The organism is Chitinophaga sp. S165 (assembly GCF_003182155.1).
In the GTDB taxonomy this organism is placed as follows: domain Bacteria; phylum Bacteroidota; class Bacteroidia; order Chitinophagales; family Chitinophagaceae; genus Chitinophaga.
In genome coordinates this window covers 102,925-127,049 of sequence record NZ_QGTG01000012.1, presented here as the reverse complement: position 1 = coordinate 127,049, position 24,125 = coordinate 102,925, and the positions used below count along the sequence as shown (strand labels likewise).

21 protein-coding genes are annotated in these 24,125 nt (G+C 43.7%); 7 read left to right on the top strand and 14 right to left on the bottom strand.

All coding sequences use genetic code 11. The annotated features are described in order from the left end of the window. Positions 1-47: 47 nt before the first annotated feature. From C7475_RS33455 to C7475_RS29840, 6 genes are all read right to left on the bottom strand, one after another. Complete coding sequence (locus tag C7475_RS33455) at positions 48-287, bottom strand: hypothetical protein (protein ID WP_255412676.1); 240 nt, start codon at positions 285-287, stop codon at positions 48-50. 7 nt (positions 288-294) lie between these two features. Continuing rightward, on the bottom strand, positions 295-417 hold the full coding sequence (locus C7475_RS33450) for a DNA/RNA non-specific endonuclease (protein ID WP_255412675.1): 123 nt from the start codon (positions 415-417) through the stop codon (positions 295-297). A 383-nt stretch (positions 418-800) separates the two neighbouring features. After that, complete coding sequence (locus C7475_RS29855; RefSeq protein WP_110057101.1) at positions 801-5,327, bottom strand: TonB-dependent receptor plug domain-containing protein; 4,527 nt, start codon at positions 5,325-5,327, stop codon at positions 801-803. A 5-nt stretch (positions 5,328-5,332) separates the two neighbouring features. Further along, entirely contained in the window at positions 5,333-7,873 is a 2,541-nt protein-coding gene (locus C7475_RS29850; RefSeq protein WP_146217705.1) for a hypothetical protein, read from the bottom strand. Positions 7,874-8,094: 221 nt separating this feature from the next. Then, the gene (locus C7475_RS29845) at positions 8,095-9,750 is read right to left on the bottom strand and encodes a c-type cytochrome (protein WP_233260014.1); all 1,656 of its coding nucleotides are present in this window, start codon (positions 9,748-9,750) and stop codon (positions 8,095-8,097) included. A gap of 116 nt (positions 9,751-9,866) precedes the next feature. Beyond that, positions 9,867-10,721: a DUF4349 domain-containing protein gene (locus C7475_RS29840; protein WP_110057099.1), complete on the bottom strand. Its 855-nt coding sequence runs from the start codon at positions 10,719-10,721 to the stop codon at positions 9,867-9,869. A gap of 100 nt (positions 10,722-10,821) precedes the next feature. Here C7475_RS29840 and C7475_RS29835 point away from each other — a divergent pair, with 100 nt between their 5' ends. Both C7475_RS29835 and C7475_RS29830 read left to right on the top strand, forming a co-directional pair. Next, positions 10,822-11,037 (top strand): hypothetical protein, encoded by a 216-nt coding sequence (locus C7475_RS29835; RefSeq protein ID WP_158286654.1) that lies wholly within the window; start codon positions 10,822-10,824, stop codon positions 11,035-11,037. Position 11,038: 1 nt separating this feature from the next. Next, on the top strand, positions 11,039-11,320 hold the full coding sequence (locus C7475_RS29830; RefSeq protein WP_110057097.1) for a hypothetical protein: 282 nt from the start codon (positions 11,039-11,041) through the stop codon (positions 11,318-11,320). On the opposite strand, the gene C7475_RS29825 is transcribed toward C7475_RS29830, so the two are convergent. Then, positions 11,321-11,548, bottom strand: coding sequence for a hypothetical protein (locus C7475_RS29825; protein WP_110057096.1), 228 nt, complete (start codon positions 11,546-11,548; stop codon positions 11,321-11,323). Between the two features lie 68 nt (positions 11,549-11,616). Between C7475_RS29825 and C7475_RS29820 the strand changes: the two genes are divergently transcribed. Next, positions 11,617-12,699: a metallophosphoesterase gene (locus tag C7475_RS29820; RefSeq protein WP_110057095.1), complete on the top strand. Its 1,083-nt coding sequence runs from the start codon at positions 11,617-11,619 to the stop codon at positions 12,697-12,699. 16 nt (positions 12,700-12,715) lie between these two features. On the opposite strand, the gene C7475_RS29815 is transcribed toward C7475_RS29820, so the two are convergent. Then, entirely contained in the window at positions 12,716-13,696 is a 981-nt protein-coding gene (locus tag C7475_RS29815; RefSeq protein WP_110057094.1) for an aldo/keto reductase, read from the bottom strand. A 98-nt stretch (positions 13,697-13,794) separates the two neighbouring features. Then, positions 13,795-14,064 carry an outer membrane beta-barrel protein gene (locus C7475_RS29810; RefSeq protein ID WP_158286653.1) on the bottom strand — a complete coding sequence of 90 codons (270 nt, stop codon included), beginning with the start codon at positions 14,062-14,064 and terminating at the stop codon, positions 13,795-13,797. 178 nt (positions 14,065-14,242) lie between these two features. Between C7475_RS29810 and C7475_RS29805 the strand changes: the two genes are divergently transcribed. After that, on the top strand, positions 14,243-15,262 hold the full coding sequence (locus tag C7475_RS29805) for a proline iminopeptidase-family hydrolase (RefSeq protein WP_110057092.1): 1,020 nt from the start codon (positions 14,243-14,245) through the stop codon (positions 15,260-15,262). 124 nt (positions 15,263-15,386) lie between these two features. Here C7475_RS29805 and C7475_RS29800 read toward each other — a convergent pair whose 3' ends face one another. Then, positions 15,387-16,133 carry a DUF4197 domain-containing protein gene (locus C7475_RS29800; RefSeq protein WP_110057091.1) on the bottom strand — a complete coding sequence of 249 codons (747 nt, stop codon included), beginning with the start codon at positions 16,131-16,133 and terminating at the stop codon, positions 15,387-15,389. 214 nt (positions 16,134-16,347) lie between these two features. On the opposite strand from C7475_RS29800, the gene C7475_RS29795 reads away from it, so the two are divergent. Then, positions 16,348-17,184 (top strand): DUF1266 domain-containing protein, encoded by an 837-nt coding sequence (locus C7475_RS29795; protein ID WP_110057090.1) that lies wholly within the window; start codon positions 16,348-16,350, stop codon positions 17,182-17,184. A 462-nt stretch (positions 17,185-17,646) separates the two neighbouring features. Then, on the top strand, positions 17,647-18,171 hold the full coding sequence (locus C7475_RS29785) for a hypothetical protein (protein WP_146217703.1): 525 nt from the start codon (positions 17,647-17,649) through the stop codon (positions 18,169-18,171). Here C7475_RS29785 and C7475_RS29780 read toward each other — a convergent pair. The 4 genes from C7475_RS29780 to C7475_RS29765 all read right to left on the bottom strand — a co-directional run bounded on the left by C7475_RS29780 (position 18,161) and on the right by C7475_RS29765 (position 22,435). Then, entirely contained in the window at positions 18,161-18,844 is a 684-nt protein-coding gene (locus C7475_RS29780) for an AraC family transcriptional regulator (protein ID WP_110057087.1), read from the bottom strand. The genes C7475_RS29785 and C7475_RS29780 overlap by 11 nt on opposite strands. Before the next feature lie 66 nt (positions 18,845-18,910). Then, complete coding sequence (locus C7475_RS29775) at positions 18,911-20,515, bottom strand: gliding motility-associated C-terminal domain-containing protein (protein ID WP_110057086.1); 1,605 nt, start codon at positions 20,513-20,515, stop codon at positions 18,911-18,913. 109 nt (positions 20,516-20,624) lie between these two features. Then, the gene (locus C7475_RS29770) at positions 20,625-21,380 is read right to left on the bottom strand and encodes a bifunctional 2-polyprenyl-6-hydroxyphenol methylase/3-demethylubiquinol 3-O-methyltransferase UbiG (RefSeq protein WP_110057085.1); all 756 of its coding nucleotides are present in this window, start codon (positions 21,378-21,380) and stop codon (positions 20,625-20,627) included. A 275-nt stretch (positions 21,381-21,655) separates the two neighbouring features. Continuing rightward, positions 21,656-22,435: a M15 family metallopeptidase gene (locus C7475_RS29765; protein WP_110057084.1), complete on the bottom strand. Its 780-nt coding sequence runs from the start codon at positions 22,433-22,435 to the stop codon at positions 21,656-21,658. Positions 22,436-22,670: 235 nt separating this feature from the next. Here C7475_RS29765 and C7475_RS29760 point away from each other — a divergent pair, with 235 nt between their 5' ends. Then, complete coding sequence (locus C7475_RS29760; RefSeq protein WP_110057173.1) at positions 22,671-24,017, top strand: vanadium-dependent haloperoxidase; 1,347 nt, start codon at positions 22,671-22,673, stop codon at positions 24,015-24,017. Positions 24,018-24,125 lie beyond the last annotated feature (108 nt).

Genomic DNA, 24,125 nt, shown 5'->3' with positions numbered 1-24,125 from the left:
ATTCTTAATTTCTGTTACAGAATATCTACCTGTGCTTCTACAACCTGTTATACAGTTACAGAAACATTGGATAACAGATCATACCCGTGTGGATGTGGTAATACTGCTGAGATCATTATTGCCATTAGAGATAACAACATTACTTTCCATACACATACCGGTACTGTTACATGACCATTATCAATAGTGGTTGTAGTCCCTCCATTACTTCCCGTGCCTCCGGTACCATAATTCCCCATTATTACATATACTTTATTACCGCTTGTTAAAAGCGTGCGGATGTACATTTCAAGGTTATTCCCATGTCTGTTGATTATTCTGTGGCGCCTGTGGGATCATATTGGTCATCAGGAAAGTTGATGAATTGGCGGTAGTGGAGGTCCTGTCTGCAGAAGGACAATTGTGCCCGCGATCCACTGCCTGAGTAGCTGCTGGCGCCTACCTTGTATGGATAGGCCCCGCAATACGGAACAGGATTATATTGGTTTGCAATAAAATAATATTAGTTAAAGGATTACTAAAACCGTTTATCTGGTTTATTACATGATACAATCTTGTGCATAACAAAAAATTTATACATGGCTCTGTACGCTAGCTAATGACTTATGTGATCTTAAATATATATATAGTGAGGGAGGCAAATTTTGATAGCCGTTAGTTTCCTTGACTGCCCCTATCTTCAAATCAGATATCTGTGAATATGACAACCGATTGTCAGCGTTATATATCACCGAAGTACGTATGAAAAAAGGCTGTCCGCCGGAGCAGAACAGCCTTCTTTGCGATCAATGCAAGACAGATTACTCTGTTATTGTTATCTGGGTACCAGCATTCCAATGTTTGTATTCAGGAGTATAGTACAAAAAGGTAGTACTTGCTTTTCCTCTGTACTTACCTGCGATTTCTGCTTTGAGGTCGAGGTTAATAGTCTTTGTTTCTTCTTCCGAAAATCCCATCCAATATAATACCAGATAATTATCGAAGATCTCGTAGTAAGCTATCTGATTTTTTTCAACGATCTCTTTTAACTGCCAGGGTTGTATTGTTAAACCTGCCGGTATGCCGATCTTCGCAATGCTCATTGGCTGCAGGCTGTTTTTGGTATTCTTCACTTCTATCTGCAATCTCACCGTTTCACCTACTTTGGTATTATTGGTGGAAAGTTGTGTAGACAGTTTCAGTTCTGCTTCCGGATTGTCCGGTGGTAGTAACGTATAATACGCCAACTCGAGTTGGTAAGGGATGGTCTCCTTTTCATTGGTGTATATTACAGAAAAGGTATTGTCGCCTTCTTTGATATTAGTAATTACATCTTTCCCTGCGAGGGTTGCCTTGTTGTTTACTTTTATTTCCATTTTAGATGCGGCGGCGACTTCACCTATTAATCGCCTGTATTCAACGATCGCTTGTAATGCCAGTATGGTAGCTTGTGTGGAACCATAACCATAGTAGGTTTTTTCGCTAAGTATGCGGGATACCATTTTGGCAATTTCGCCGAGGTCAGGTGATTTTACTCTTGTAAGCGCCAGCGTATACAGGGCCATGGTTTCTACTCTCAGTGATGTTTCCCTGGAATTTGTTACACTGGTTTCTGATTTCAGTTTTGTTTCCTGCAAGGCTTTCATCAATTGAGAGAAGTTTGTTTCATTCTTCATGTTGCTGGCTGCAAGTGCCATCATCGCCAGCTGATAAGCATCTTTGCTGTTTAATGCCTGCTTGACTGCGGTTTCATATTCCAGTTGTATCTCGTTGCCAATGCCGGCTTGTGTGAGTGCATAGACGATGTAGATATTAGCAATCTTATCAGGTACAGATGCAAAGGCGTCCAATCCGTTCTTAACGATGTTGAAGGTGCCTTTACCATCCCGGCGACTTAACAGGAATTTTTTGGTACGTGCAAGCATCTGTTTATCGACATCAAGGAACTGCTGCATGTCAGTAAACTCCAGTAAACCATAGGCCGTCAGGGCTTCGTGTGGTGGTGTCCGGCCGAACCATTCAAAGCCCTGTTCTTTGGTTTCGAATCCGATCAACCGCTGGTAGCCGGTTTTGATGTAGGTCAGTGCTTTATTCTCAATGTCAGGATTGCTCTTATTGGACGACCGAAGATATTTTAGGATGTAAATGTTAGGATAAGTGCTCGAGGATGTTTGTTCGAAACACCCATGAGGTTCTCTCAGCATCGATTCGATATCATTTAACAGTTGTCCTTCAAGACTATTGAACACTTTGAGGTCGGTTGCAAGACTACCTTCCATCATGTTGCCGATCGTAAAACTGGTAGCAGTTGACTTGTTCCCCGAAATAGTCGTAATAACAGGGAAGCCGTTACTATTCACTGTAATAGGCAGTGACAGCTTTTCGGTATTTGTTGCTGTGGAGACAATAAACCTGATATCTCCTTTTACAGCAGCAGTGGCTTTTATCGGAATAAGTACCTGTATTGCGCTATCAGCCGGGATTTCAACTGTATTCCGGTAGCTGCCTGCTATTATGTTATTGGGTAACTGTGTGCTGATGTTTGCCGGAATGGCCTTGTTGCTGCTATTCCTGATAACAAGCGGAATGAGCGCATTATCGCCAACAGTCATATAAGGCGGGATCTTGGCGTCCACACTCATAGGTGGTGCTACAGCATAGGTCATTTCTGTTCTGCCGATCTTTCCATTAAAGCCAATGCCTTCGGCAATAGCGCGGAAAGTGGTTGTGGCGTCTGAGTTATAGAATTCAACTGTAGCGTCTCCGTTTTTGTCAGTTTGAACTACAGGGTTCCAATAGATGGTTTCCCGGAAGTCATTTCTTTCTGTTGTTTCAGGAGAATAGTATTTAGGTGCATAGAAACGTCTGGCAATTGTGTATGCATTGTTTTTAACCTGTACGGCCTGTGAGGTATAATTGTAATTGCGATCCAGATTAATAACTGTTTTTGGAAACTTTGCATTCCGCGAATTAACCAGGATAACGCCATTGGCGCCTCTGCTGCCGTATATGGCGGTGGCAGCTGCATCTTTGAGTACATAGATGCTTTCAATATCAGCAACATTAATAGCGTCTTCCAGGCTGCTGACGGGGATACCATTCAGAATAACCAATGGCTGATCTAATCCCGAAACCGTTTTGGCCCCCCTGATCGTTATGTTGGCACCTCCACCAGGATTTCCTGTAGCAGGGGAAATGTTCACACCTGCAACCCTGCCTTGTAAAGAATTCAGTGCACTGGTTACGACATCCTGACTGGATGATATTTGAGTTACCGCGCCTGATAGTTCGCTTTTTCTCTGCGTACCGTAGCCCACAACAACAACTTCATTAAGTCCCTGGTTATTCTGGAGACCATCCCTGTTCTGCCAGAAAACTTCAGGTTTGGCAGGTTTGTTTTCAACAGGATTGTTTAATGCCAGCATAGGAGGAGGCAGGCGATCATCATCATCGAAAGGATCTCTTGTCTTTCTGGCAGGCATCGGTGCATAACCGCTACCTTGTTCCAATACCTTGATAGTAACCGACTTCTTCTTACTCTCAGGCCGGGCTATCAGATGATAACTCATCGCGGGAGAGATATCTGTAAAGAAGAAAAGGCCGTCATCGCCTGTGTGTTGTTCCACAACATTACCAGTTGTATAAATGGACTTGTCCGTACTGCTGACGAGATACACCGTTGACCGGACCGGCTGGTCGTTCTTATCAAGTATTATTCCACTCAGTATGTTATTCAGGTCCGGGCTATATTTTGGTTTACCGGTTTTCTCGATATAGTCAATGTAATCGAAATAGCGGTAGCCATGTGTAAGCATCACGAGGTCAAGGGAAGGAACGGCCGCTTTTTCCTCTTGCTTGAAATAGAACTGAGGCTCTTCGATCTTACCGTGCAGTTCTGAGCTCATTAACAACCAGGAGAGGATATGGTCCTGTTTATCATCTGCAAGCGACCATAACTTATCATCTATTACGGACAGTGAAAAATTAGATGTTACAGGGCTGCCGTTTTCATCCAGCGTTTTAAGGTGAAGCGTTACCTTCTCCCGGGGCTGGTATTTATTTTTATCGGCTGTTATTTTTACCTGTAAGATCCGGTTAGGATGCAGGAATACTATCCGTTCAGCCAGCGGCATCCGTTGTTCGTCAGTGATGGTGAACCGTGCAATACCAGTGGGGAATTTTGCTGGATCTACTTCAATGAGCTGTTCGCCTTTTTTAAGTGAGATCTCCTTGTTGTAATACACATCGTCCTTACTCTGGCCGGTCAGCCTTATCTTCATATCCTGCGTGGTATTTATTTTAAATTGCAGCAGGTTTTCTTTTCTGTCAATGTTCATGACAATGCCCTTTTTCGCGGCGGGAGGCAAGTCAAAAGGCTGTTTTATCCCCGAAGGAGAAATTACCCGCGCACTATAGATCTTTCCTGCCTGTGGTGTAAAAGAGAACTGTCCCATACCATCGTGATAGCTGTTAAATGTAGCGGCTACATTTCCCAGGTTGTCAAGTATTTCTCCAGCTACATCAGCGGGTTTACCATATTCATTAATGGCCTTGAATGCGACGTTGGTGGTGATGTTCTCAACGAGCGTACCACCTTCCGGCATAAACTGCAGATCAATCTTATTAAGAGCAATCGGGATACTTCGGGAAATGGCTTCTGTATATGCGGCGTAGTTAACAGTCACATTCAGGATACCATCGTTTGTATTGAGGCCTGCAGGTAATCTGAACCGGATATTTGCTTTACCTGCCGCATCAGTCCGTAATTTTTCTCTCTGGACCTCTTTCCCACCAATAGATACGGCATATTTTATTTCATAGTCGGGAATGGCTTTATTTGACAGATCACGGATGGAATAAGCAGCAGTTACTTCATCGCCCGGGCCATAACCTTTTCTGGGAAAATCGAGTTTCATTAATACCCTGGGAGAGATCACCTTTTGTAAAGTGATCTCTTTTGTGAACCAGGTTGTTTCTTTTTCATTCAACATCCAGGTTGTATACGCTCTTATTTTATACAATCCTCCCGTGGCTTCTTTACTGAACTGGTAGTGCCCTTCGGCATATCCATCTTCAATCCGGTAATTCATCTTCTGTAATACACTACCGGAAGGACCGACAATCTCCACATACACGACGTTGCTGATGACGGAGATCAACTGGTTCTTTGCATTTACCAGGTAGACTTTAAAGAACAGATCTTCCTCCGGTTTGAAAAAGACGTGGTTGGTCTGTATGTAGATCTTTTCCTTATTATCGTTATATGCTGCCAGCTGCGCATTCCCCTTGCCCATAAAAGCAAGCAGGAATAGTATCAGTGAACTATAAGCTTTTGTATAATTGTTCATCGGTCTTAAAATTGGAGTGAAACGTTAAGTCCATAGGTCTTCAGTGCAGGCAGGTTGAAAAAGTCCAGACCTGAGGTATTGGGCTGATCAAACAACAGCTGATCAGGATCTGCTCCCTTGTAAGGCGACCATAGCAGGATATTGGTCACATATGCTGAGAGGGTGAGCACCTGTTGTCTGCGATTGAGATTGAACTTTTGAGCAAGCGAAATGTTGTTTAGCCTTAGATAATCCGTTTTCTGCACATATGCTTCTGCTACGCCGGATAAGCCGTATCTGATCCAGCGATTTTTTTCAACTGGCTGGGCTGCGTCGTAAAAGCTGACGGGAATATCGTTTACATGACCATTCTGTTGTACGCCCTGGAACACATAATTTGTAATCATCCTCTGTGTGCCGGTAGTAGCAGATCTGCCATAGTAGTCCAGTGCAGCCTGTGTACCATTCCAGGTTTCACCACCTTTTTTCCACTCCCAGTTTATCTGTAGTGTTGAGTTCTTCCATTTGGCTGTATTACTGAACTTTACTACAAAGTCAGGTATCGGGTTACCAATGATCTGTGGGGTAGGGTTTGTAAGGGGAAAGCCATCGTTACCGATCACTACGTTGCCGGAAGCATCTTTTAAATACGCATTCCCCATGATCACGCCAAGTGGTTGTCCCTGTACAATGGCTTTATGTACATTGCTGAAACCAGCTATCGGCGTATAGTTATCTTCTTCATTAACCCTGGTTACCCTGCTGTTGTAAGCAAAGAATGAGAAGGTACCGGCAAGGGCGACGTTCCCGATATAGTTCCTTTGGTAGGCTTGCAGTGAAAGCTCAATGCCTTTAGTTTGCAGGTCAGCCATGTTCTTCAGGTGAAGCGTTCCATTCCCGAAAACAGGGAAGACGTCATTACGGGTATTCTTTATGTAAGCATTGGCGCTGAATTCAAACCGTGAATTATAGACCAGGCTGAATCCTCCGTCCCATTCTCTGTGATTGACCGGCGTCAGGTCATTATAACCCGATATTTCTATAACAGGACGATAGCTGAATACATTGCCTGGAGTATAGTGGAGCAGATTGGTATAGGCCATTGATTTATCAATGGGGGCTTCACTGCTTGTTTCATGATAGGAGGATAATACATTCACGACAAACCTGGGGAGTATATTCACTAATACCAGGCGGGCATCAATTGCCGGTAAGAGAAAGAGATTCTCTGATGCCGTGTTTGACAAGTACGCTTTATTTCCAGTATTAACCTTCAACTGAGCATTGTCCCAAGTAAATTGATTGTGCAGGTTGAGGAATATATCTTGCGAGGACCGCTGATAATTATACAGACTTTCATCCGGTTTATACCTTATACGGGTGTTCGCATTGCCATAGGTATAGTAGACCGCCAATTCGGAATTCAGGTCGTCAATATTGTGTTGAACGTTGTAAACACCCTGTAGTTGTAACAGATAGTTAAGGTCTCTTTTTTTCCTGTCTGTATACATGCCGGTAATCCATTCTGCGGTGCCGGGTTTATAACTCTCAATTGTTTTCTCCTGCACATGTTGGAGGGATTGGGTGAGTTTAACGTTGAATGTCCCGGAAACCAGGTTTAAAAGGAGGGAGGCATTTTGTTCAGTAAAGCGGTAGCGGTTGTCATTGTCTTTTAACAGGAACAGGGGATTATCGGCCATACTACTATAGCTACGTTGTACGGTCCCTATCAATGTGCCTTGTGCATTACTGAAAGACGAAGGCGTCAGCAGTGCATTCTGGTAAGCTCTGTTCAGAAAACCAGCCCGGTTACCGTTTGAAAGCGTGTGATTGTTATATAGGTAGGAGCCTTTAACCGTTAACCATTTGATGCTTGTACCGATGTCGGCTCCCAGGGTATGGGATTTACTTTTATTTTCTTTGATGATCGTGCTTTCGTTGTTCTGCCCCAGCTTTAAACCAAAGTTCCAGGTACGTTTGCCATATCTGAATAGCTCCCCATTTACCTTTAACTGGTGGGAGTGAGCGACAGCAGTTCTGAAAATGCTGTTATTATATACTGTGGCAGGTTTCCCATTACCTGTGCCTATCGGTATCAATCTGCCGTTCTGGTCGTAGGCATAGTTGCTTCCGTCAAATTCAAGTGTGTGGATGTCGGGACCAAAACTAAACAGTTCTCTGGTTTCAGGGCCTCTCCAGGTGGCGGCTCCGTTAAGTGAACGGCCCTGTACGTAATCTGTTTGCAATTCCGGCAACCGGTTATGGGTTTTAATCTCTATTGTTCCGTTATATGTGGTTGAAAGAGAAATATAACGTGTGGATTGTGGCAATATATGCACGTATTCACCAGATGTTTTTACGCGCTTGATTGGGATACCCGGATAGAACTGGCTTTTCAGCTTCAGAAGCACATTTCTGCTATTACTGACAGAATCTACAGGGTCTATGCTACCTCTGAGCGTTCTTACCTGCTCCATATAATCCCAGGATATTACAGGTTCAACATTCTGTTTGACCTGTGCAAATGCGAGGGCAGGGAATAAGAGAAGGAGTAGAGTACATTTCAAGGTATCAGATTTTAGGTGATATAAATATAGTAATTCCGCTGGTCCATGTTCCGGCTGTATGATGCGGGAAGAAATTGGATTCCATAAAATGGGATAGGAAAAATGTAAGTTGATGGCTTTTAGGTTGTTGTGTGGGGCGGAGAGAAGAACCCGGCTAAAAGCTTGTTTGCTTTTAGCCGGGTTCTGATTATTTAACGGGGTGTCTTTCTGGTGTTGTCCTCTCAGTTGTAGATAGCTTCAAAGGACGAGTTGTTGGCTTGTAACAAGGCGGAAGATGTATCTCCGTAGCCTCCACAATCGCAGGGCGCATTCAAAGCGTCAGCCTGTATCCGTAAGGCCTCCTGCCTTAGTGCCTGCATTTGGGCGCTAACTTCTTTTTTATTGGTCTTCATCAAAAAATCGGGTAGCTGCAGCGTTGCGATCTGCTTTTGTATATCTGCTTCAGATGAAACTTCCAGGGTGAGATGAAGTGCCTGCTTTTTCGATGTAATGAAAGTCGTACGGCCGAAATACAGTTCAGGTTTGTATTTGTTCTCTCCGATCGCTACAATATAGGCTTTAACACCCTGGGGAAGAGAAGTGATGCCATCTTCGTCATCAAATCCATACAGCTTACCATCTTTCAGATATCCTCCTTCCACCATTATTTTGTGGGAGGGTATAATCAGGAATACCGAAATGCTTTGTTCTTCCGTTTCCTGGATATCGATGCTCAATTCACTTTGAAAAACCTCATTGTCCATTTTTAATAACATGTCCAGATTATACCATCCGAATTTGTCGATCTCAATATTATAGTAATAAGATCTGTTAAACTTTGGAATGACAAAGTTTGGAATAGGTACATCAGGCGTGACGGGAACTATTTCTGCCAGATCAGTTGTATCTGTCCAATCTGTGGTATCTGTTAGTTCGCTGCCGGTTAAGAGCTCGTTCGCTGTATCTGCGAAAGAGTTTGTTATCTTTATGAACTGGTCCTCATCATAAGTATTATAGGCCATATTCAACATTTCGCAATAGTACTGGCAACTATCCGGTTGAGATTGTGCGGGTGCGTAACAGATAGGGTCTTGTATATATGCTAGTATATCTTTGACATCATAATATGTAAAAGAAGGAAATCCCGGCATGACTACTTTGCCATACTCATGAAAAAGCTTGACAGCATAGGGATGACCGCTTGCAATCATGGCGCCGCTGTTATGGATGAAGCTATAAACGGCTGATGTATCATTGTTCCAGCGCTGCATTACTCCCTTTAAGGCGGGGCCGATAACTGTTTTATGTACATTGTGACAGGCTGCACAATTTTGGTAAAATAGTACCCTTCCTTTTTGCGCGTTGCCTGTAGCGAGATCCGGTGTTACAGGTGCTGCTGACGCAGTGGGCGCAATAGCAGTATCGGTTTTAGCGGACAAGGGTTGTGGATCTACCCAGTTAATACCATTCTTTTCGACTTCTCCTTTATACAGTTGCATGCCATCAACGATCGTGTTAGTGGGGACCTGTATCTGAATGGGTTTAAGTATGCTGACCTTTGCATCTTTAGCGGCATCGATATAGATCATACCTCCACTTTGCAAGGGTGCTCCATTACTTTGTGTACGCAAACCGGCAATTAATATCTGCTCAATAGTGAGCGCTTCTTTCACTTCCAGCCGTGCTATACCATCTTCCGCTTTTAATGCATTTGCAGGAATAGTGATGACGGTACCTCCTTTGAGCGTTAATGTGGTGTCCCTTTCTGTATTGATGTTCAGTAATTGAGAAGGAAGTTTGGTTGTATTAAGCATTGCCGGCAGGGGTGGTAGCGACGGCAAAGAGTTGCAGCTCGCTAACAGCAGCAGCAAGGCACAGGTACGGAATAAATTGTTCATGGTAATAGTTTACATGGTGTGAATGTAAGATGACACTATCTATCAGAATATGATGAAAGTCATCTTTACAAACAACCTAAAAAAGTGTCCCGATCACAGGACACTTTGGAAGCATATTAGTTCTTTACGGCGATCTTACGGTAACCGAACCAAGCAGCGATTAACACTATAACGAATGGCCAGCAGGAAAGAATGAATAGGAAAAGATTGCTTAGCACGTTGGCTCCTGTAGCCAGCGCTGTTAATATTCTTGTACCAAACCCGGCCCTGGTAATACGTTCCGGATTAACGACCACCTGTATGTCTGCACGCTCCGACTGAAATAGCTGAACAGAGAAAGTGGCATAGTGTACATCATCCAGAATAGCCAGGTTCTCAATTCTACGATCGGTAGCTGCGTCATGTTGTTCGTCCTTGTAGGTAACAACGTCTAATGTAGTACCCTTTGCTGCGGGATTTATAGCAGCAGGTGCCGGCGCATCATTTTTCAGCGCATTACGCAGATAAAGCAGTGTTCTGTCGTCTTCTTTTAGTGTACGGGAATCAATAAACGTGGCCATTGATGTCAGCGTGTGTACAACAGAATCGAGACTTGCTACGGGGATACGCAAAGTAAGGTTAGCTGTAGGTGTATACAACTGTACGCGCTTTAGCGAATCTGCAGAATAAGGCACATCCTGTATTTGGCCTAATTCATTTTGCATAGTGCTTTCTGCAATCATACCATTTACGCCAAGAACGGTGTGCTCCATAACTGATACAGCATTGAACACGTTGTTAACACGGCACCGGACATCTGCTGTCCTAACCCTTTTCCGGGAAGGAGAATTAAGTGCTGTAATGTCATTGGAAAAGTTCGTGGAATCGGCTGTCGCAGCGGGTGAATCCTCTTCTTTGATATAGCTGGACGGACCAGCAGAGCATGCAGCTACCAGTAGCACTGGTGCTATATAATATAGGGGACGGCGCATAAAATGGTGTTTACATTTTATACCATAAACTGGTAAAAGGTAACCCGTAAAAGAAATGTTAAAGTCGAAAGGGAACCGGCGATTTTAATTGGAATCCTTTTTGTTGCTGAAAAAGTCTAAACTTGTAAAGATGCCAGATAAATCGAACCAGGATCAACAAAAAAGGACTGATCAGGAAACCAATGATCAAAAAACAGAAGGGCAGCAGCCCATTGATGAAAGAGCAGAAAGATATATAAAGGAAGCAGGGAATATTGAAGATGTCCCTGATGCAGACGATCAGGAGGAAGCAGAAGATAAAATGGAAAAGCATTAATATGGTACGTGTATATTTTAATCCTGATTATACGCTGGATTTCCCATTGACTGGTAATGAAGTAAAGATTGAAAATCTGCAGCATGTTGCAGATGTAGACGTCAATGATCTGCGCGAAGCTTTCGAGCTTTGTCAAAATGCGGATCAACCCTGGACGGCCAGAACTGAGGTGACGCCCGATACCGCTGTGGCGGAAGGTACACGGTCTGTAGCACCGGGAGATGTATTTGAACTGGACGGAGAATGGTATCTGGTAGGGCCGGCAGATTTTCAGCGGATCTGATCACATGGTTTCCAGTTCAATCAACTCCCCGATCTCTTTTGCGCGGGGCGTAGGCTGTTCCCCTTCATACCAGTTCTCATTCCCATTCCCGTCTGTTTTAATGCTGATGTTCAGATGTCCGTCTTCGCCCGACACATACACAAGGAATGCTCGTGTACCGGAGGTCTCGTCAACGTCTACCCGGGTTTTCTCCCCATTATAGGTGATATAAAATGTTTTGTGGTTCATTGTTTTATGTTTTACTTAGTTCCCTGAAAACTATGCCAGAACGATAAGCAATCTTAGCCATTAGTTATATGAAGAAATTTATAAGGAACATCATCGTACGATTGTCAAACTCAGTTTCATCAAGGCCGGATAAGAAGTTAGTGTTCGAGTCGTTAACGCAGTTATATAAACAAATATGTGATGGGAAGAAGGACAAGGGGCTCATAATAACATGCGATTATGCAACTACATCCATCATTATATTTTCAGATCAACACAAAGGGAGTAAGGATGGCGCAGATGACTTTATGTTGGCCGAAGCCTCTTATCTTGCCGCTTTACGTTATTATAATGAGAATGGATTTACATTGGTAAATCTGGGAGATTGTGAGGAACTATGGGAGAGTAAGCCATCGGTAGTCGTGGAAAAGAATAAGGACGCATTGTTGGAAGAGGCCCGTTTTCTGCAACAGGACCGCTACTACAGAATAGTTGGGAATCATGATCTGGAGTGGAACTACCAGGTACCGAGAGATCAGTATCTTAAACCAATATTCGGAAAAGGATTGAAAGTTTATGAGGGGCTTATACTGAAGATGAAGTATAAAGAGGCTGATGAAACGATCTTTCTGGCACATGGTCATCAGGGCGATCTTAGAAGTGATGGGAATGCGTTTAGCAAATGGTTTGTAGCTGCTATCTGGACGCCTGTGCAACGTATGTTTGACGTTAAGCTGGATACGCTCTCTGATAATTTTGACCTGGTGGATGAACATAATGTCATTATGTATGAATGGAGCCAGCAATACAAAAAGACATTGTTGATATCAGGACATACGCATAAGCCGGTGTTTGCTTCTATGGATCATATTGACAGGCTTACCAAACAGCTGCTCAAGGCAACAGCGCAAAAGAATGAAGAGGAAACGAAAGCATTGCAGGCAGCTTTGGAAAAGCGAAAAGCGGAGTATGCAGGAAAGCACTATGTAAAAACAATGGTGAGCCCCAGTTATTTCAATACAGGTTGTTGTTGTTTTAGTGACGGTGATATTACAGGCATAGAGATCGCAGGAGGATTTATTCGTCTTGTGAAGTGGGAACAGGAAGGCAAAAATGTTAACAGGATAGTACTCGAAGAAGCGCCGTTGGATTATCTGTTTGATCAGCTATAGCCAACGGCGCCTCTTATTAACTTTTATCAACCATTTTTTCCTGTGCTTCGCTGTATCTGTTACCTGTGTTTGGATATTTCTCCAGCAGATCTTCAATCTGTTGTTTATCTGAAGAAGAGAGGGTAATATCTACCGCTCCTGCATTTTCTTCAAGATATTTTCTTCGTTTGGTACCGGGTATCGGAATAATGTCTTCACCCTGGTTTAACACCCATGCTAATGCCAGCTGTGCTGCTGTACAGTTTTTGTTGCCAGCCAATGTTGCAAATTCCTCCGCAAGGTTCTTATTATTTTCTGCGTATTCAGCCTGGTACCGTGGTAAGGATTTCCTGAAATCGTTTTCTTTCAGCGTATTAACATCGAGTGTATTTGTGACAAGGCCACGCGCCAGTGGACTAAATGGAACAAAGGATATCTTTAGCTCTTTGCAGACTGGAATGATGTTTTTCTCTACATCACGCGTCAGAAGAGAGTATTCGCTCTGTAATGCTGAAATGGGATGTACGGCATGTGCTTTACGGATAGAGCCTACTCCGGCTTCGGACAATCCCAGGTAGCGTACTTTTCCTTCCTTCACGAGGTCCGCCATAGCGCCTACTGTTTCTTCAATGGGCACGTTCGGATCAACACGATGCACATAATAAAGATCTATGACGTCCGTCTGTAACCTTCTGAGACTGTCTGTTACTGCTTTTTTCATATAAGCGGGAGACCCGTTGAAGGCTGAAGACTGGCCATCGAAGGTGAACCCGAATTTGGTAGCAATAAATATCTTTGATCTGTTTGGCTTAAGGACTTTCGCTACCAGTTCTTCGTTTTTCCCGTTGGCATAAATGTCAGCCGTGTCCCAGAAGTTGATGCCCAGTTCAAGCGCTCTTTCCAGTGTGGCGATGGATTCAATATCATTTGCTTCGCCATATGCATGGTTCATTCCCATGCAGCCCAGTCCTATTGCTGATAACAGGACGTCTGTGTTACCTAATTTCCTGAATTTCATGAGATCGTCGTTTCTGTTTACGTATTCCTACAATGTAGTCCTTTAAAGATACAAACTAATATGCAGATCGGTTCTGACGCCTGACGCTATCTCATAAATTAGTTGCCATCATCATTTTTAATGCCGCGTTTATTCTTCTTAATACCCTGCTTGAGTTTGCCGAAATTGTAATTGATGCTCATGTTCACCGTACGGAAGTATTCCTGTGTGCTGGTATTTTGTTCGAATAATATACCAGACAGCGTAGTGCGGTTGTAACGATATTGGGTAAAAGGATTATTGACACTTGCAGCGCGGGAAAGTTTGTCTTTTATCAGTTCGTTATTAAATCCAAAGGAAGAACTGATCCTTCCATTTGTGTAAGCCACCGGCCTTTTATTACTGGTTTTTCTTACGTTGCATGTTGGTGTAATCCTTTTCTGTCAACGGATCAGGGGATAGGTGTTTAGTGAAAATCCCCTCATTCGGGGATATGTAGCAAGCGTATTTCTGCTGACCTTCGCGATCTGTAAATACAGACATAGCTCTAAACTTAAACAGCGACTAATGAAAAATCTTGTTTATCTGTTGGTAGTGCTCTTTGCCGCATGTAATCAACAACCGAATAATACCAGTTATGAACAATATTTTACACCCCATGATTCAGGTGTCCAGACTGGCGGTGTTAAAATGGTGGAGATAGAAACGCCTAAAGGTAAATTTCATGTGTGGACAAAACGAATAGGCAACAATCCGAGGATGAGAATATTACTTCTGCATGGAGGCCCCGGTGCAACGCATGAATTCTTTGAATGTTTCGAGAGCTTTCTGCCGAAGGAAGGCATTGAACTGATCGAATACGACCAACTGGAATCTTACTATAGCGAACAGCCTAACGACAGCAGTTTGTGGACAATGGAACATTATGTCGAAGAAGTAGAACAGGTACGTCAGGCATTACAACTTGACAGCACGAACTTCTACCTGTTGGGACACAGCTGGGGTGGTATGCTTGCAATAGACTATGCATTGAAATACCAGCAGCATTTGAAAGGTCTCATTATCTCAGATATGATGGCAAGTATGACCGCATATGCTGCGTATAACAAAGTGCTGAGAGGGCAAATGAGAAAATCGCTGGTCGATTCACTGGAAACATATGAAAACAATAATCAGTACGGAGATAGTACATATCAATCGCTCGTAATGACTGAGTACTACAAAAAACATATCTGTGTACTGCCTGAATGGCCGGAAGCCGTGAACAGGACCTTCAAACATCTTAACGGGGCTGTTTATGTTACCATGCAAGGGCCTAGTGAGTTCAAACCAGGTGGCCGTCTTATTAACTGGGACCGTACCGGCGATCTTCCTAAGATCAAGGTACCGACATTGACCATAGGAGCAAAGTTTGATACCATGGACCCCGAACATATGAAGTGGATGAGCACACAGGTACAGAACGGGAGCAATGTCTATTGTCCGGAAGGTAGCCATTTCAGCTGCTGGGACGACCAGAAACATTATTATCCGGGACTTATCTCGTTTATGAAACGTGTCGACCAGGGCACATTCCGGAAGGATTAGAAAGTATTATAAATTAGAATAGCGGGTCAGATCATTAGAATGACACATGCTAAAAGCTGTATGAAAAGAAAATAGGCTGCTCAATTTGAGACAGCCTATTTTTATTTTCTACCTGGTGAGGTAATTATTTCTTTTGTGTTTGCGCTTGTGCCTGTGCGCTGCCAAATACTGTTTTCAGCAGGTCGGTTACACGGGCGGCAGGGTCTTGTCTGATCTTTTGTTCTTCAAGCGCCACTTCCTGGAAGATGCCGGCAACCGCTTTTTCAGTTACATAAGCGGTAAGGTCGGTATTAACGGGAGTAGAGGAGAATTTGTTGTATACGGTGAAAAGATCTGACCAATATTTAGTAGCGTCCACTTTCTTCAACGCATCACTGATAGCAGGTTTGAATGCGCTGGTAAGTGCTGCGGTGGTTTTGTCCTTGAAGTAGTTAGTGGCGGCGGAATTACCACCTTTGAGAATGCCCAGGGCATCAGTAATGGTCATTTGTTTGATAGCATTTACGAAGATCGGGGCTGCGGATTTAGCAGCTTCTTCTGCACCTCTGTTCATAGACAGGATGGCTTTATCAACTACACTACCCAGACCAACATTACGTAAGGTGCTTTCTACCTTCTGGGCTTCAGGAGGCATCAGGATTTTAAGTGCTGCATTGGCAAAAAATCCGTTGGCAGCAGAAAGTTTATTTGCACTGTTCTGTGTGCCAATGGTCAGTGCTTCTTTCAGACCGGCGGCGATCTGTGCGGAACTCAATCCTCCGGCAGTAGGCAGATTGGATGGCAGATTGTTCAGGATTTGTTGTGAGGTTTCACAACCAGTACTGGTTAAAAGAAGTGCGGCTGCAATACATGCAAAAAAGCCTTGTTTCATAAGAGATTGTATTACATTCATAAATGTTAGTGATGGCAAAGATAGATTTTTCTTTTAATAGAATATTCCCTTTAAAAATGCGATATTGCATAAAGAGAACAACAATCATTCCCTAAGATCAGGAAGCACTTTTTAATATACAGGTAAGAACATATTTACTTTAGATCGGGGAGAGAAAACAGGTTTCGAACTGAGTCAGATTTAAAAATTCCACATGAAAACGTTCATAATCGTCGGCAGCGTAGCCGCCATTTACATCCTGCTCGTTATTGTAAAACTGATGAAATTGAATCGCCGGGCAAAGGAGATTGCTCTACGGGCAACGCAGGAACGTGAAATGCAACCTGAAAAGTATGATACCCCCGAACTACCTGAAGACGGAACACTTTCGCTGCATGACAGGCAATACATTGCCTGTGGCGCTAATCTGGCTTATCTGCATGGAGACCGGATGGATACCTTAGAAACAGACGGCGACCAGGATGAGATCAGAGGAATGTTAAGACGAGAATGGCATATCAATTCCAGAGACAAACTGCTCACTAATATCGACTGGTTAGTGAACCATGGCCATCGTGTTTATTTCAAACCTATCTGGCATATACTGACCACTTTACCTGTAAGAGAAAGGCAGGCAGCGTTGGAAAAACTACAGGAAGAGTTCACTGCCAAGGGAGATGAAATATCCGTGGACCTCTATGCATCCAACATTTCAGATGGATATAAACACCTGCGTGAAGAGGCCAGTTGCTTTGAAGGCAAGAAGTGCAAACTCGATGCCCTGACCTGGGACCTCGGCCGTGCTATTAATCTTTGCCGTTGGGGGTATGACGCCGGTTTCCTTTCCAGAGACGAAGCGATTGCCCATATCAGGAAATTCGGTAAAGAATTACTGCATAATTATACAACCTGGACTAACCTGGGAGAAAATTACCTGATGGGATTTGCTATGTGGAGTGGTGATCTCGAACAGCTAGATGAACTACATGGCGCTCATTGCGATCTTCTCTCCGAAGATAGCAGCCCCTGGGTGTTGCTGGAAAGCAGGTAAACAGATCAATATCTCTTTTTTTGTTGACCCGGTGCATAAGGTTTGGCGGATTTAGAACCCGTTAATTTTTTAGCTTGCCCGGGAGGTAAACCGTGAGGGTTTCCGTGAGGAGTAGCATGATAAGTACATGCACTTATTGTACAAGAAATAACGAAAGCAAACAGGAGCGACAGTATGAGTATTGGTCTCGTGAACATTTAAATAATGCTTTATTACAGAGAGTTGAGCAAATATGATACCGGAATATAATACCTGAGTACTCGCGCGGGTCAGGTCAAATTAAATCTTGCAAAAAGGACCCCATATCTTAGTGATATTCTAAATTTTCATATGTATATTTGTACTGTAAAGTCAGTGAATTCTACTTCCGGGAACATGCCTATGATTGAACTATGCTAAAGCGCGAAGCAGGTAGGTTGCAGCATTTGCAATGATATTTGTGTATCCCTTTCAATTTGTCATATGAAAAAGTATTCAGTCCGGTTATTGTTGACGTTTTTCTTTTTGTCATTGTCAATGACCGTTCTTTCCTGCAGGAAGATCAAAAATAAAGGGTCTCAGATTTTGAACAGCTCCAATGATGTGGTGACAGCACAAATTGATCAGGTATTTCCTACTTACAATGCTCATGATGCCGACACAGAGCATAATAAAAAACGTTTTAAGGAACATTTGCAGATCGAGCTGACAGGTGATGTGAAAAATCTTTATACCTATGGCGATTTCATAGGGATCGATTATTCTGTTCTAATGTCATTTAGCTGTGATCAGGCGACGATTGACAGGATCGTGAAGAAGAATGGTCTGCAATTATGTGCAGAAGATGAACTACATGGAATATCCTATCCGGGAATGTTCAATTGGTGGAAACAAGACACGATAGATAAACTCATCCCATATAAAGCAGGGGAGGAGGATGAATTCTGGCAATATCTGTGGTATAATCCCAAAACCAGACAGGCGTTCTACGAAGAGTTTAGTATGTAGACTGACTGGCTGCTGCATTCTTTTTACGGCATTCCATAGGGTAAATACCATATACGTTCCTGAACGTACGCGCAAAATTATAGTTGTTACTATACCCTAATTCTTCAGCAATATCTGCAACTGTTCTCTTTGTATTTTCCAGGAGATATTTAGCCCTTTGCATGACTTGCGTCAATATAAAATCGCTGATCTTGATCCCGAATGCTTTGGTAAATGCCCTGCTCAGTGTCTTCTCATTAATAAAGTGTTTTTTGGCTAGTATCCGCAGGCTGTGCTCGTGAATGTTGGGATTTAGCATCACTTCATTCCGTATGATCATCATGGTAGTAGTTACTGCAGTTTCGGAGTTGCCGGGAGAAGCTTCTTTTTCCTGGTATTCCGTCAGCAGTTCTACCACAATATTGCTTAGCTCATAATCACATGTTGCGTCATTACCCTGCATAGTGCCGGATAGATGACTCAGGTAGCGGGTCATACTCGGACTAACCGCTATCTGCGGCAGCACCGGTGAGGAGTAGGGACTTGTATTGATCTGTAATGCCTGTGCCGAACCCTGCTTTGTTTTGATCAGGTCAAGCAGTGTTTGCAAAGGAGGACGGTTATCTGCCGTTTCTCCACCGGAAGGCCGGGCGTCCAGCTGAAAATGAAGTGCTGCGAATACTACCAGTTCCATTTGCTAAGAGATTAACTCTTATCAAGTTACGCTATTTAACTGCAATCGGAGCACAATCATTTTATTTTATCTGAACATAGTGACAGTTCCCTGCTGTCGTGTCGGCTGTTTTTTGCTGTCTGTATAATCGGCCACCCAGATGTAAGTTCCTGGCGGCAGGTCAAGTCCTTTTTGTTTTCCGTCCCAGCCAGTCTCCGGATTGGATGTTTCGAAGACGAGCTGTCCCCAGCGGCCATAAACGGCTAATCTGAATCCGGTTACATCATCCTGCATTTTGGCCTTGAAAATGTCATTCTTGCCATCTCCATTAGGGCTGAAAGCTGTAGGCATGTAAACGGCGCAGTCCCTCCACTCTTTTTCGACAGTTGCAGTGCCTTCTACTATACAGTTATGACTGTCCCTGACAGTATATCGATAGTTTCCTGCGTCCAGGTGATGGAACCTGTTCTCGTTCTGAAATCCGGTATCAGCAATGCTGTAAGAATAAGGAATAGTACCTCCTGTTGGTGTGAAGATGAGCTGACCATCCTGTACACTGCTACAGGATACCGGCTTTGCCACGAGATCTTTTATCTGTAAAAGACCTGGATTGCCGATGTTGATTCCTTCCATTTTATAACAGCCCATACTATCTGTTACTTTCAGTGTGTAGTAATTGGCGCGGAGATTACTGAAGCCAGGTGTATCCTGGTCAGGGAACTGATCTACCAGCGCATATTTATATGGGGTTAAGCTTCCGCTTGCATTTACCAGGATACTTCCATCTGTATCCCCATAACAGCTAATGCCGGTTACTGTAGCATCGATATTTATATCCCATTGTTTTACCTGAATACTTTCAGATCTTCTGTTGCCTTTACCACTTGTCACAGTGACAGTATATTTTCCTGCAGGAAGATGGGCTACTGATGGTGTAGTATAACCACCTGGCTCCCATAGATAAGTGTAGGTGTCTTTTTCCAGGCTGTTTATTGTGACAGCAACTTTACCATCGTTCAGGCCATAACATGTATTCTCTGCGCTTACATCAAAGTTGAGCGTTTCTTCGATCATCGAAATATTATCCAGGAAAGTTACCACATAACATGTGTCGTCATAGTCCGTAACATAAGGTTCAAAACGAAGATGTGTGTAGGTCTTTTTAGGTTTTAATACTGCCGTGAAGCGGTTCCATTTTCTTTCATAACAGATATCTGAAAACCAGATCCTTTCTCCGATATCGCTTTCAGAACTGCTTCCCAGAATGGCCAGTGCTGTAGATGTTGCAGCTGATTCATCACTGCGATCATCCTCAGGCATCAATGCCATATCAAAAGAGATCAGGTAAGCCCTGCCGGCTTCAATTGGCTTTGATAATTGTTGTCCGATAGACGTCCATACAGGATGACCTACAGATGCATTATTTTCTGACGCAGCCAGTAATGCAGCATATGTTTTTCCATCTGATGGGGGGATCTCATTATTGCCTCCCATCGGTAATGTATATGCAATCAAATTAACACCTCTCTGATACCATGGAGCAGGAATTCCATTCATTGTTGGTTGTCCTTCGAAAGATGGATTTTCCAGGTATATCGGCATCGTTTGTGACCTGGCTATAATCGGAAGCATGATCAATAAAGATACGAGAATGGTTTTCAGTATGTTGAATAGGACACTGAAGGTTTTCATAGGTTATATTACGGGTATAGGTAATACGAAGTTACGTAAATACCACGAGAATATAGCCCTGAAAGCCTATGAAACGGGGTTTTTCTGCCAATAAATTATATTGTTTTTCTTATGGAGTTTTCTCCCAGACTGTTACAAAACTTCCAGTCAGTTGATAAGGAAGGACTTCGGCAAGTGCCCCATCCCATTTCTGCAGAATTTTTATCTTTTTGGTGAAAAAAGAAAAAGGAAAAACATCATCAATAAAGTTTGTTTTACCAAACCTGATGATCTTAAATCGTGTTTTACGTGCTAATACTTCGAGAGAATTTTTACTGAAGAACTGTACGTGGGTCAGGTCATCCGCATCTGATTGAACAGTAGTGCCTTTATAACCAAGCATAGATTTTATTTTCAGTATGCTTCGCCATACCCAGTTGTCTTTCTTCTGTAAGGCAATAACAGGTTTTGTTATCAGTACTTCCCTGGGCCCCATTCCATTAGGTACGGTAACTATGAGCACACCGTCGTCTGCAAGCGATTGATACAGCACATCTAACAGCTTCTCAGGCTGATTAAGATGCTCGAGCACTTCACTGCAGATGATGGCGTGGTATTTCCTGCCATCAGCCACAAGCTCTTCAGCACTGATAACGTCAAAGCTGACATTGGGAAGGTCAGTGAGTGCTCTTGCTTTCTCAATTGTTTTAGTGCTGATGTCAATGCCGTAGACATTGAATCCTTCGCGGCCAAGCTGGCGGGCAATGATCCCGTTACCACAACCTACGTCGAGTACAACGGCGCCATCAGGAAGGTGTTTTTTTAAACTGTCTATGATAAACTCTAATCGCTTGATATCAGCGAGCCTGTTATATTCAGTCTGCATAGTACTTAATGATTATAGATTATATGTTCGCATCTGGGGATGAGGAAATTTGAGGTATAAGTTTGTTGACTCCTGTAATTTCGTACGAGGACTGTAAATTACCGCCTCATTTACGGAAATACTGACCCTCATTTGCGGACAAAATCTTTATTGCATAACAGAACAGCAGAGCTACATCGATAACAATATCGCTATGGAACGACGAACACGATATTGCCGATGTAAGTAAAGAGATACCGGGCCATGCCGGTAAACGGAACGGCCCGGCATATGTGTTATTTTATTTGTGCTATTTCAAAGTGCATTCCATCCTTTCGCGAGAAATGACCTCCCCAGTAAAATCCATTCTGATTAGCTATCTGCACAAGTTCTCTGACAGATCCTTTCTGACCGACCAATGCAGGAACGGCACCGAGCTGGTTCCATGCTACATTGATGTCGAATGCGGAGCCGAAAGCATGATTACTCAAAGTGGTGCGGCTACCCCTGATAAATCTCGGCACATAAGATCCGCCCCAGGTTAGTACGAGTGGAAGCAGTCCTGCCTTTTCCCAGTCCTTCCATAACTTAACAAGCTGATTGGCTGCCAGCGTATGGAATTGTACTTTATCTGAACCTTTGATGTTGATCAGCTGCGGAATGGAAGTCATCACAATGTTCTTACTTGCCCAGTTTCCGGTGACCTTAATATTTTCGGGATTACCAGGAATGGGCTGGGATACAAAAGTGAACTTGCCAAATACCTTTGCCCGTTCTTCATTAGAAACGAGGGGCTTAAATGACGGTGGTTTAGGAAAGTCTGCTCCCGATTTATCGGTGCGATCGTCGACGGCACCATCAAATCCGAGCTGCATGGCTACGCCATATGTTTTGTTGCCTACGATGCCATCGGGCTGAAGATTGTTCCTGCGCTGGAATTCGATAGTTGCATCCTGTACTTCACTTGTGAAATTGCCATCAACGACACCGGAATACAGCTGTTGGCCAGTTAAGAAGAATTGCCAGCTAGTTACCAGAGGACCTTGGCTGTTGATCCTGATCAGTTTAAGTTCCATGATGTTTGGAAGGGTTATTTGGTTATATAATGGGGTTGTGGTTTATGGGTGTTTTTTGAATAATAGTATATTGGGGTGCTTGTAATCGAGGTTATAACAACAGGCTCGAAGATACGGGCTTTTTCGCTAAAGACCTATACCAAGTGGTTGGTATTTTGGCAACTTTTCATGTTAGATGACTGCTGGCATATTTCTACCGGGCATCGCTATATTACCGCCCTCTAAACTCAAGAATATGACCATTCGTTCCCTACGTTCGTGGTGCATCTACCTCTTTATGATCCTTGTTATCGCCGCTTGTAGCAAGGAAGATCAGGCACCCCCAAAAACAACACTTGCCACTGCGCAACCTGGACCCCAAAGTAACACGGCATCTGCTATACCTGTATCATGGTATCAGCTGGAATTCAAACTAATCAAGGAAACGCCGGGATTTAGTCCGCCGGTAGCTGCGCGGGCACTTGCATACACCGGTATAGCGCTGCACGAAGCTGTGATATGGAGTGACAGGTATGGTCATTCCCTTAGTGGTCAGTTAGATGGCCTGCGCAATGTACCACGCCCGGTAACAGGTAAACGATATAATTGGGAGATCGTAGCCAACAGCGCGATGGCCGATATTATCAGAAGCCTGTATCCCAATGCCAGTGCTGCAAATCTGTTGCTCATAGCTGCACTGGATAGTACAAATAAAGCTGCAGCATCAGGTGGCTGCGGCCAGGATGAAATCATCCGCTCTGTAAATTTTGGTAAACAGGTCGCTGCTGCTATCTATGCATGGTCGGCTACTGACGGTGGAAAAGACGGTTATCTGAATAACTTCCCGACCGATTACGTGCCACCGGTAGGTTCTGCTTATTGGGTACCTACACCTCCGGCCTTTCAGCGTGCATTGTTGCCTTACTGGGGCAACAACCGTCTGATAGTGAAACCACGCCATCCAGAGACGGCAAATATCGCACATCCTGCCTTTTCTACAGATACGGCTTCGGCGTTCTATAAAGCCGCTTATTTCGTCTATAATAAGCAAAATACGCTGACGCTGGAAGAGAACCTCATTGCGCGTTACTGGGCTGACGGTGGTGGTACTTTTACACCTCCGGGCCACATGCTGGCAATCACGTCCCAACTGATCGTTGAGAACGGGCTTAGTTTAACGCAGGCGGCGAAACTTTTTGCCCAGGTAGGCATTGGCGAAAACGATGCGGCTATTGTATGCTGGAAGTATAAATACAGGTATAATCTCCTGCGGCCAATAACTTACATACAGACTTACATATCTGCTGGCTGGACTTCGCTGATAGGAACACCTCCATTCCCGTCCTATACGTCAGGGCATGCAAGTTTCTCTGGCGCCGCAGGTACTATCCTGGCTGATTATTTCGGTAGTAACGAGTCCTTCACCGATAACCAGAAAGTGTCCGATGGCTTTACTCCCCGTTCTTTCAGCAGTTTTCAACAAATGGTCGATGAGGCTTCCATTTCGAGGGTCTATGGTGGTATTCACTACCAATTCGATAGCGAGATAGGAGCACAAACCGGCCGGGATGTTGCTTTGCGCGTATTGTCCCTGCGGTATTGATCCCTGAAATTCTTTAAACATAAAGGCATTCACTTCTGTGGATGTCTTTATGTTCTGTAACTAAAACGTCTATATTTTCATAATATCGCTCCTGTCTCAACAGGTTGA

Excerpts from the sequence above, each read along its gene's own strand:
- C7475_RS33455 (WP_255412676.1), bottom strand. The coding sequence starts at position 287 with ATGTACATCCGCACGCTTTTAACAAGCGGTAATAAAGTATATGTAATA.
- C7475_RS29855 (WP_110057101.1), bottom strand. The coding sequence starts at position 5,327 with ATGAACAATTATACAAAAGCTTATAGTTCACTGATACTATTCCTGCTT.
- C7475_RS29845 (WP_233260014.1), bottom strand. The coding sequence starts at position 9,750 with ATGAACAATTTATTCCGTACCTGTGCCTTGCTGCTGCTGTTAGCGAGC.
- C7475_RS29840 (WP_110057099.1), bottom strand. The coding sequence starts at position 10,721 with ATGCGCCGTCCCCTATATTATATAGCACCAGTGCTACTGGTAGCTGCA.
- C7475_RS29830 (WP_110057097.1), top strand. The coding sequence starts at position 11,039 with ATGGTACGTGTATATTTTAATCCTGATTATACGCTGGATTTCCCATTG.
- C7475_RS29825 (WP_110057096.1), bottom strand. The coding sequence starts at position 11,548 with ATGAACCACAAAACATTTTATATCACCTATAATGGGGAGAAAACCCGG.
- C7475_RS29820 (WP_110057095.1), top strand. The coding sequence starts at position 11,617 with ATGAAGAAATTTATAAGGAACATCATCGTACGATTGTCAAACTCAGTT.
- C7475_RS29815 (WP_110057094.1), bottom strand. The coding sequence starts at position 13,696 with ATGAAATTCAGGAAATTAGGTAACACAGACGTCCTGTTATCAGCAATA.
- C7475_RS29805 (WP_110057092.1), top strand. The coding sequence starts at position 14,243 with ATGAAAAATCTTGTTTATCTGTTGGTAGTGCTCTTTGCCGCATGTAAT.
- C7475_RS29800 (WP_110057091.1), bottom strand. The coding sequence starts at position 16,133 with ATGAAACAAGGCTTTTTTGCATGTATTGCAGCCGCACTTCTTTTAACC.
- C7475_RS29795 (WP_110057090.1), top strand. The coding sequence starts at position 16,348 with ATGAAAACGTTCATAATCGTCGGCAGCGTAGCCGCCATTTACATCCTG.
- C7475_RS29785 (WP_146217703.1), top strand. The coding sequence starts at position 17,647 with ATGAAAAAGTATTCAGTCCGGTTATTGTTGACGTTTTTCTTTTTGTCA.
- C7475_RS29780 (WP_110057087.1), bottom strand. The coding sequence starts at position 18,844 with ATGGAACTGGTAGTATTCGCAGCACTTCATTTTCAGCTGGACGCCCGG.
- C7475_RS29775 (WP_110057086.1), bottom strand. The coding sequence starts at position 20,515 with ATGAAAACCTTCAGTGTCCTATTCAACATACTGAAAACCATTCTCGTA.
- C7475_RS29770 (WP_110057085.1), bottom strand. The coding sequence starts at position 21,380 with ATGCAGACTGAATATAACAGGCTCGCTGATATCAAGCGATTAGAGTTT.
- C7475_RS29765 (WP_110057084.1), bottom strand. The coding sequence starts at position 22,435 with ATGGAACTTAAACTGATCAGGATCAACAGCCAAGGTCCTCTGGTAACT.
- C7475_RS29760 (WP_110057173.1), top strand. The coding sequence starts at position 22,671 with ATGACCATTCGTTCCCTACGTTCGTGGTGCATCTACCTCTTTATGATC.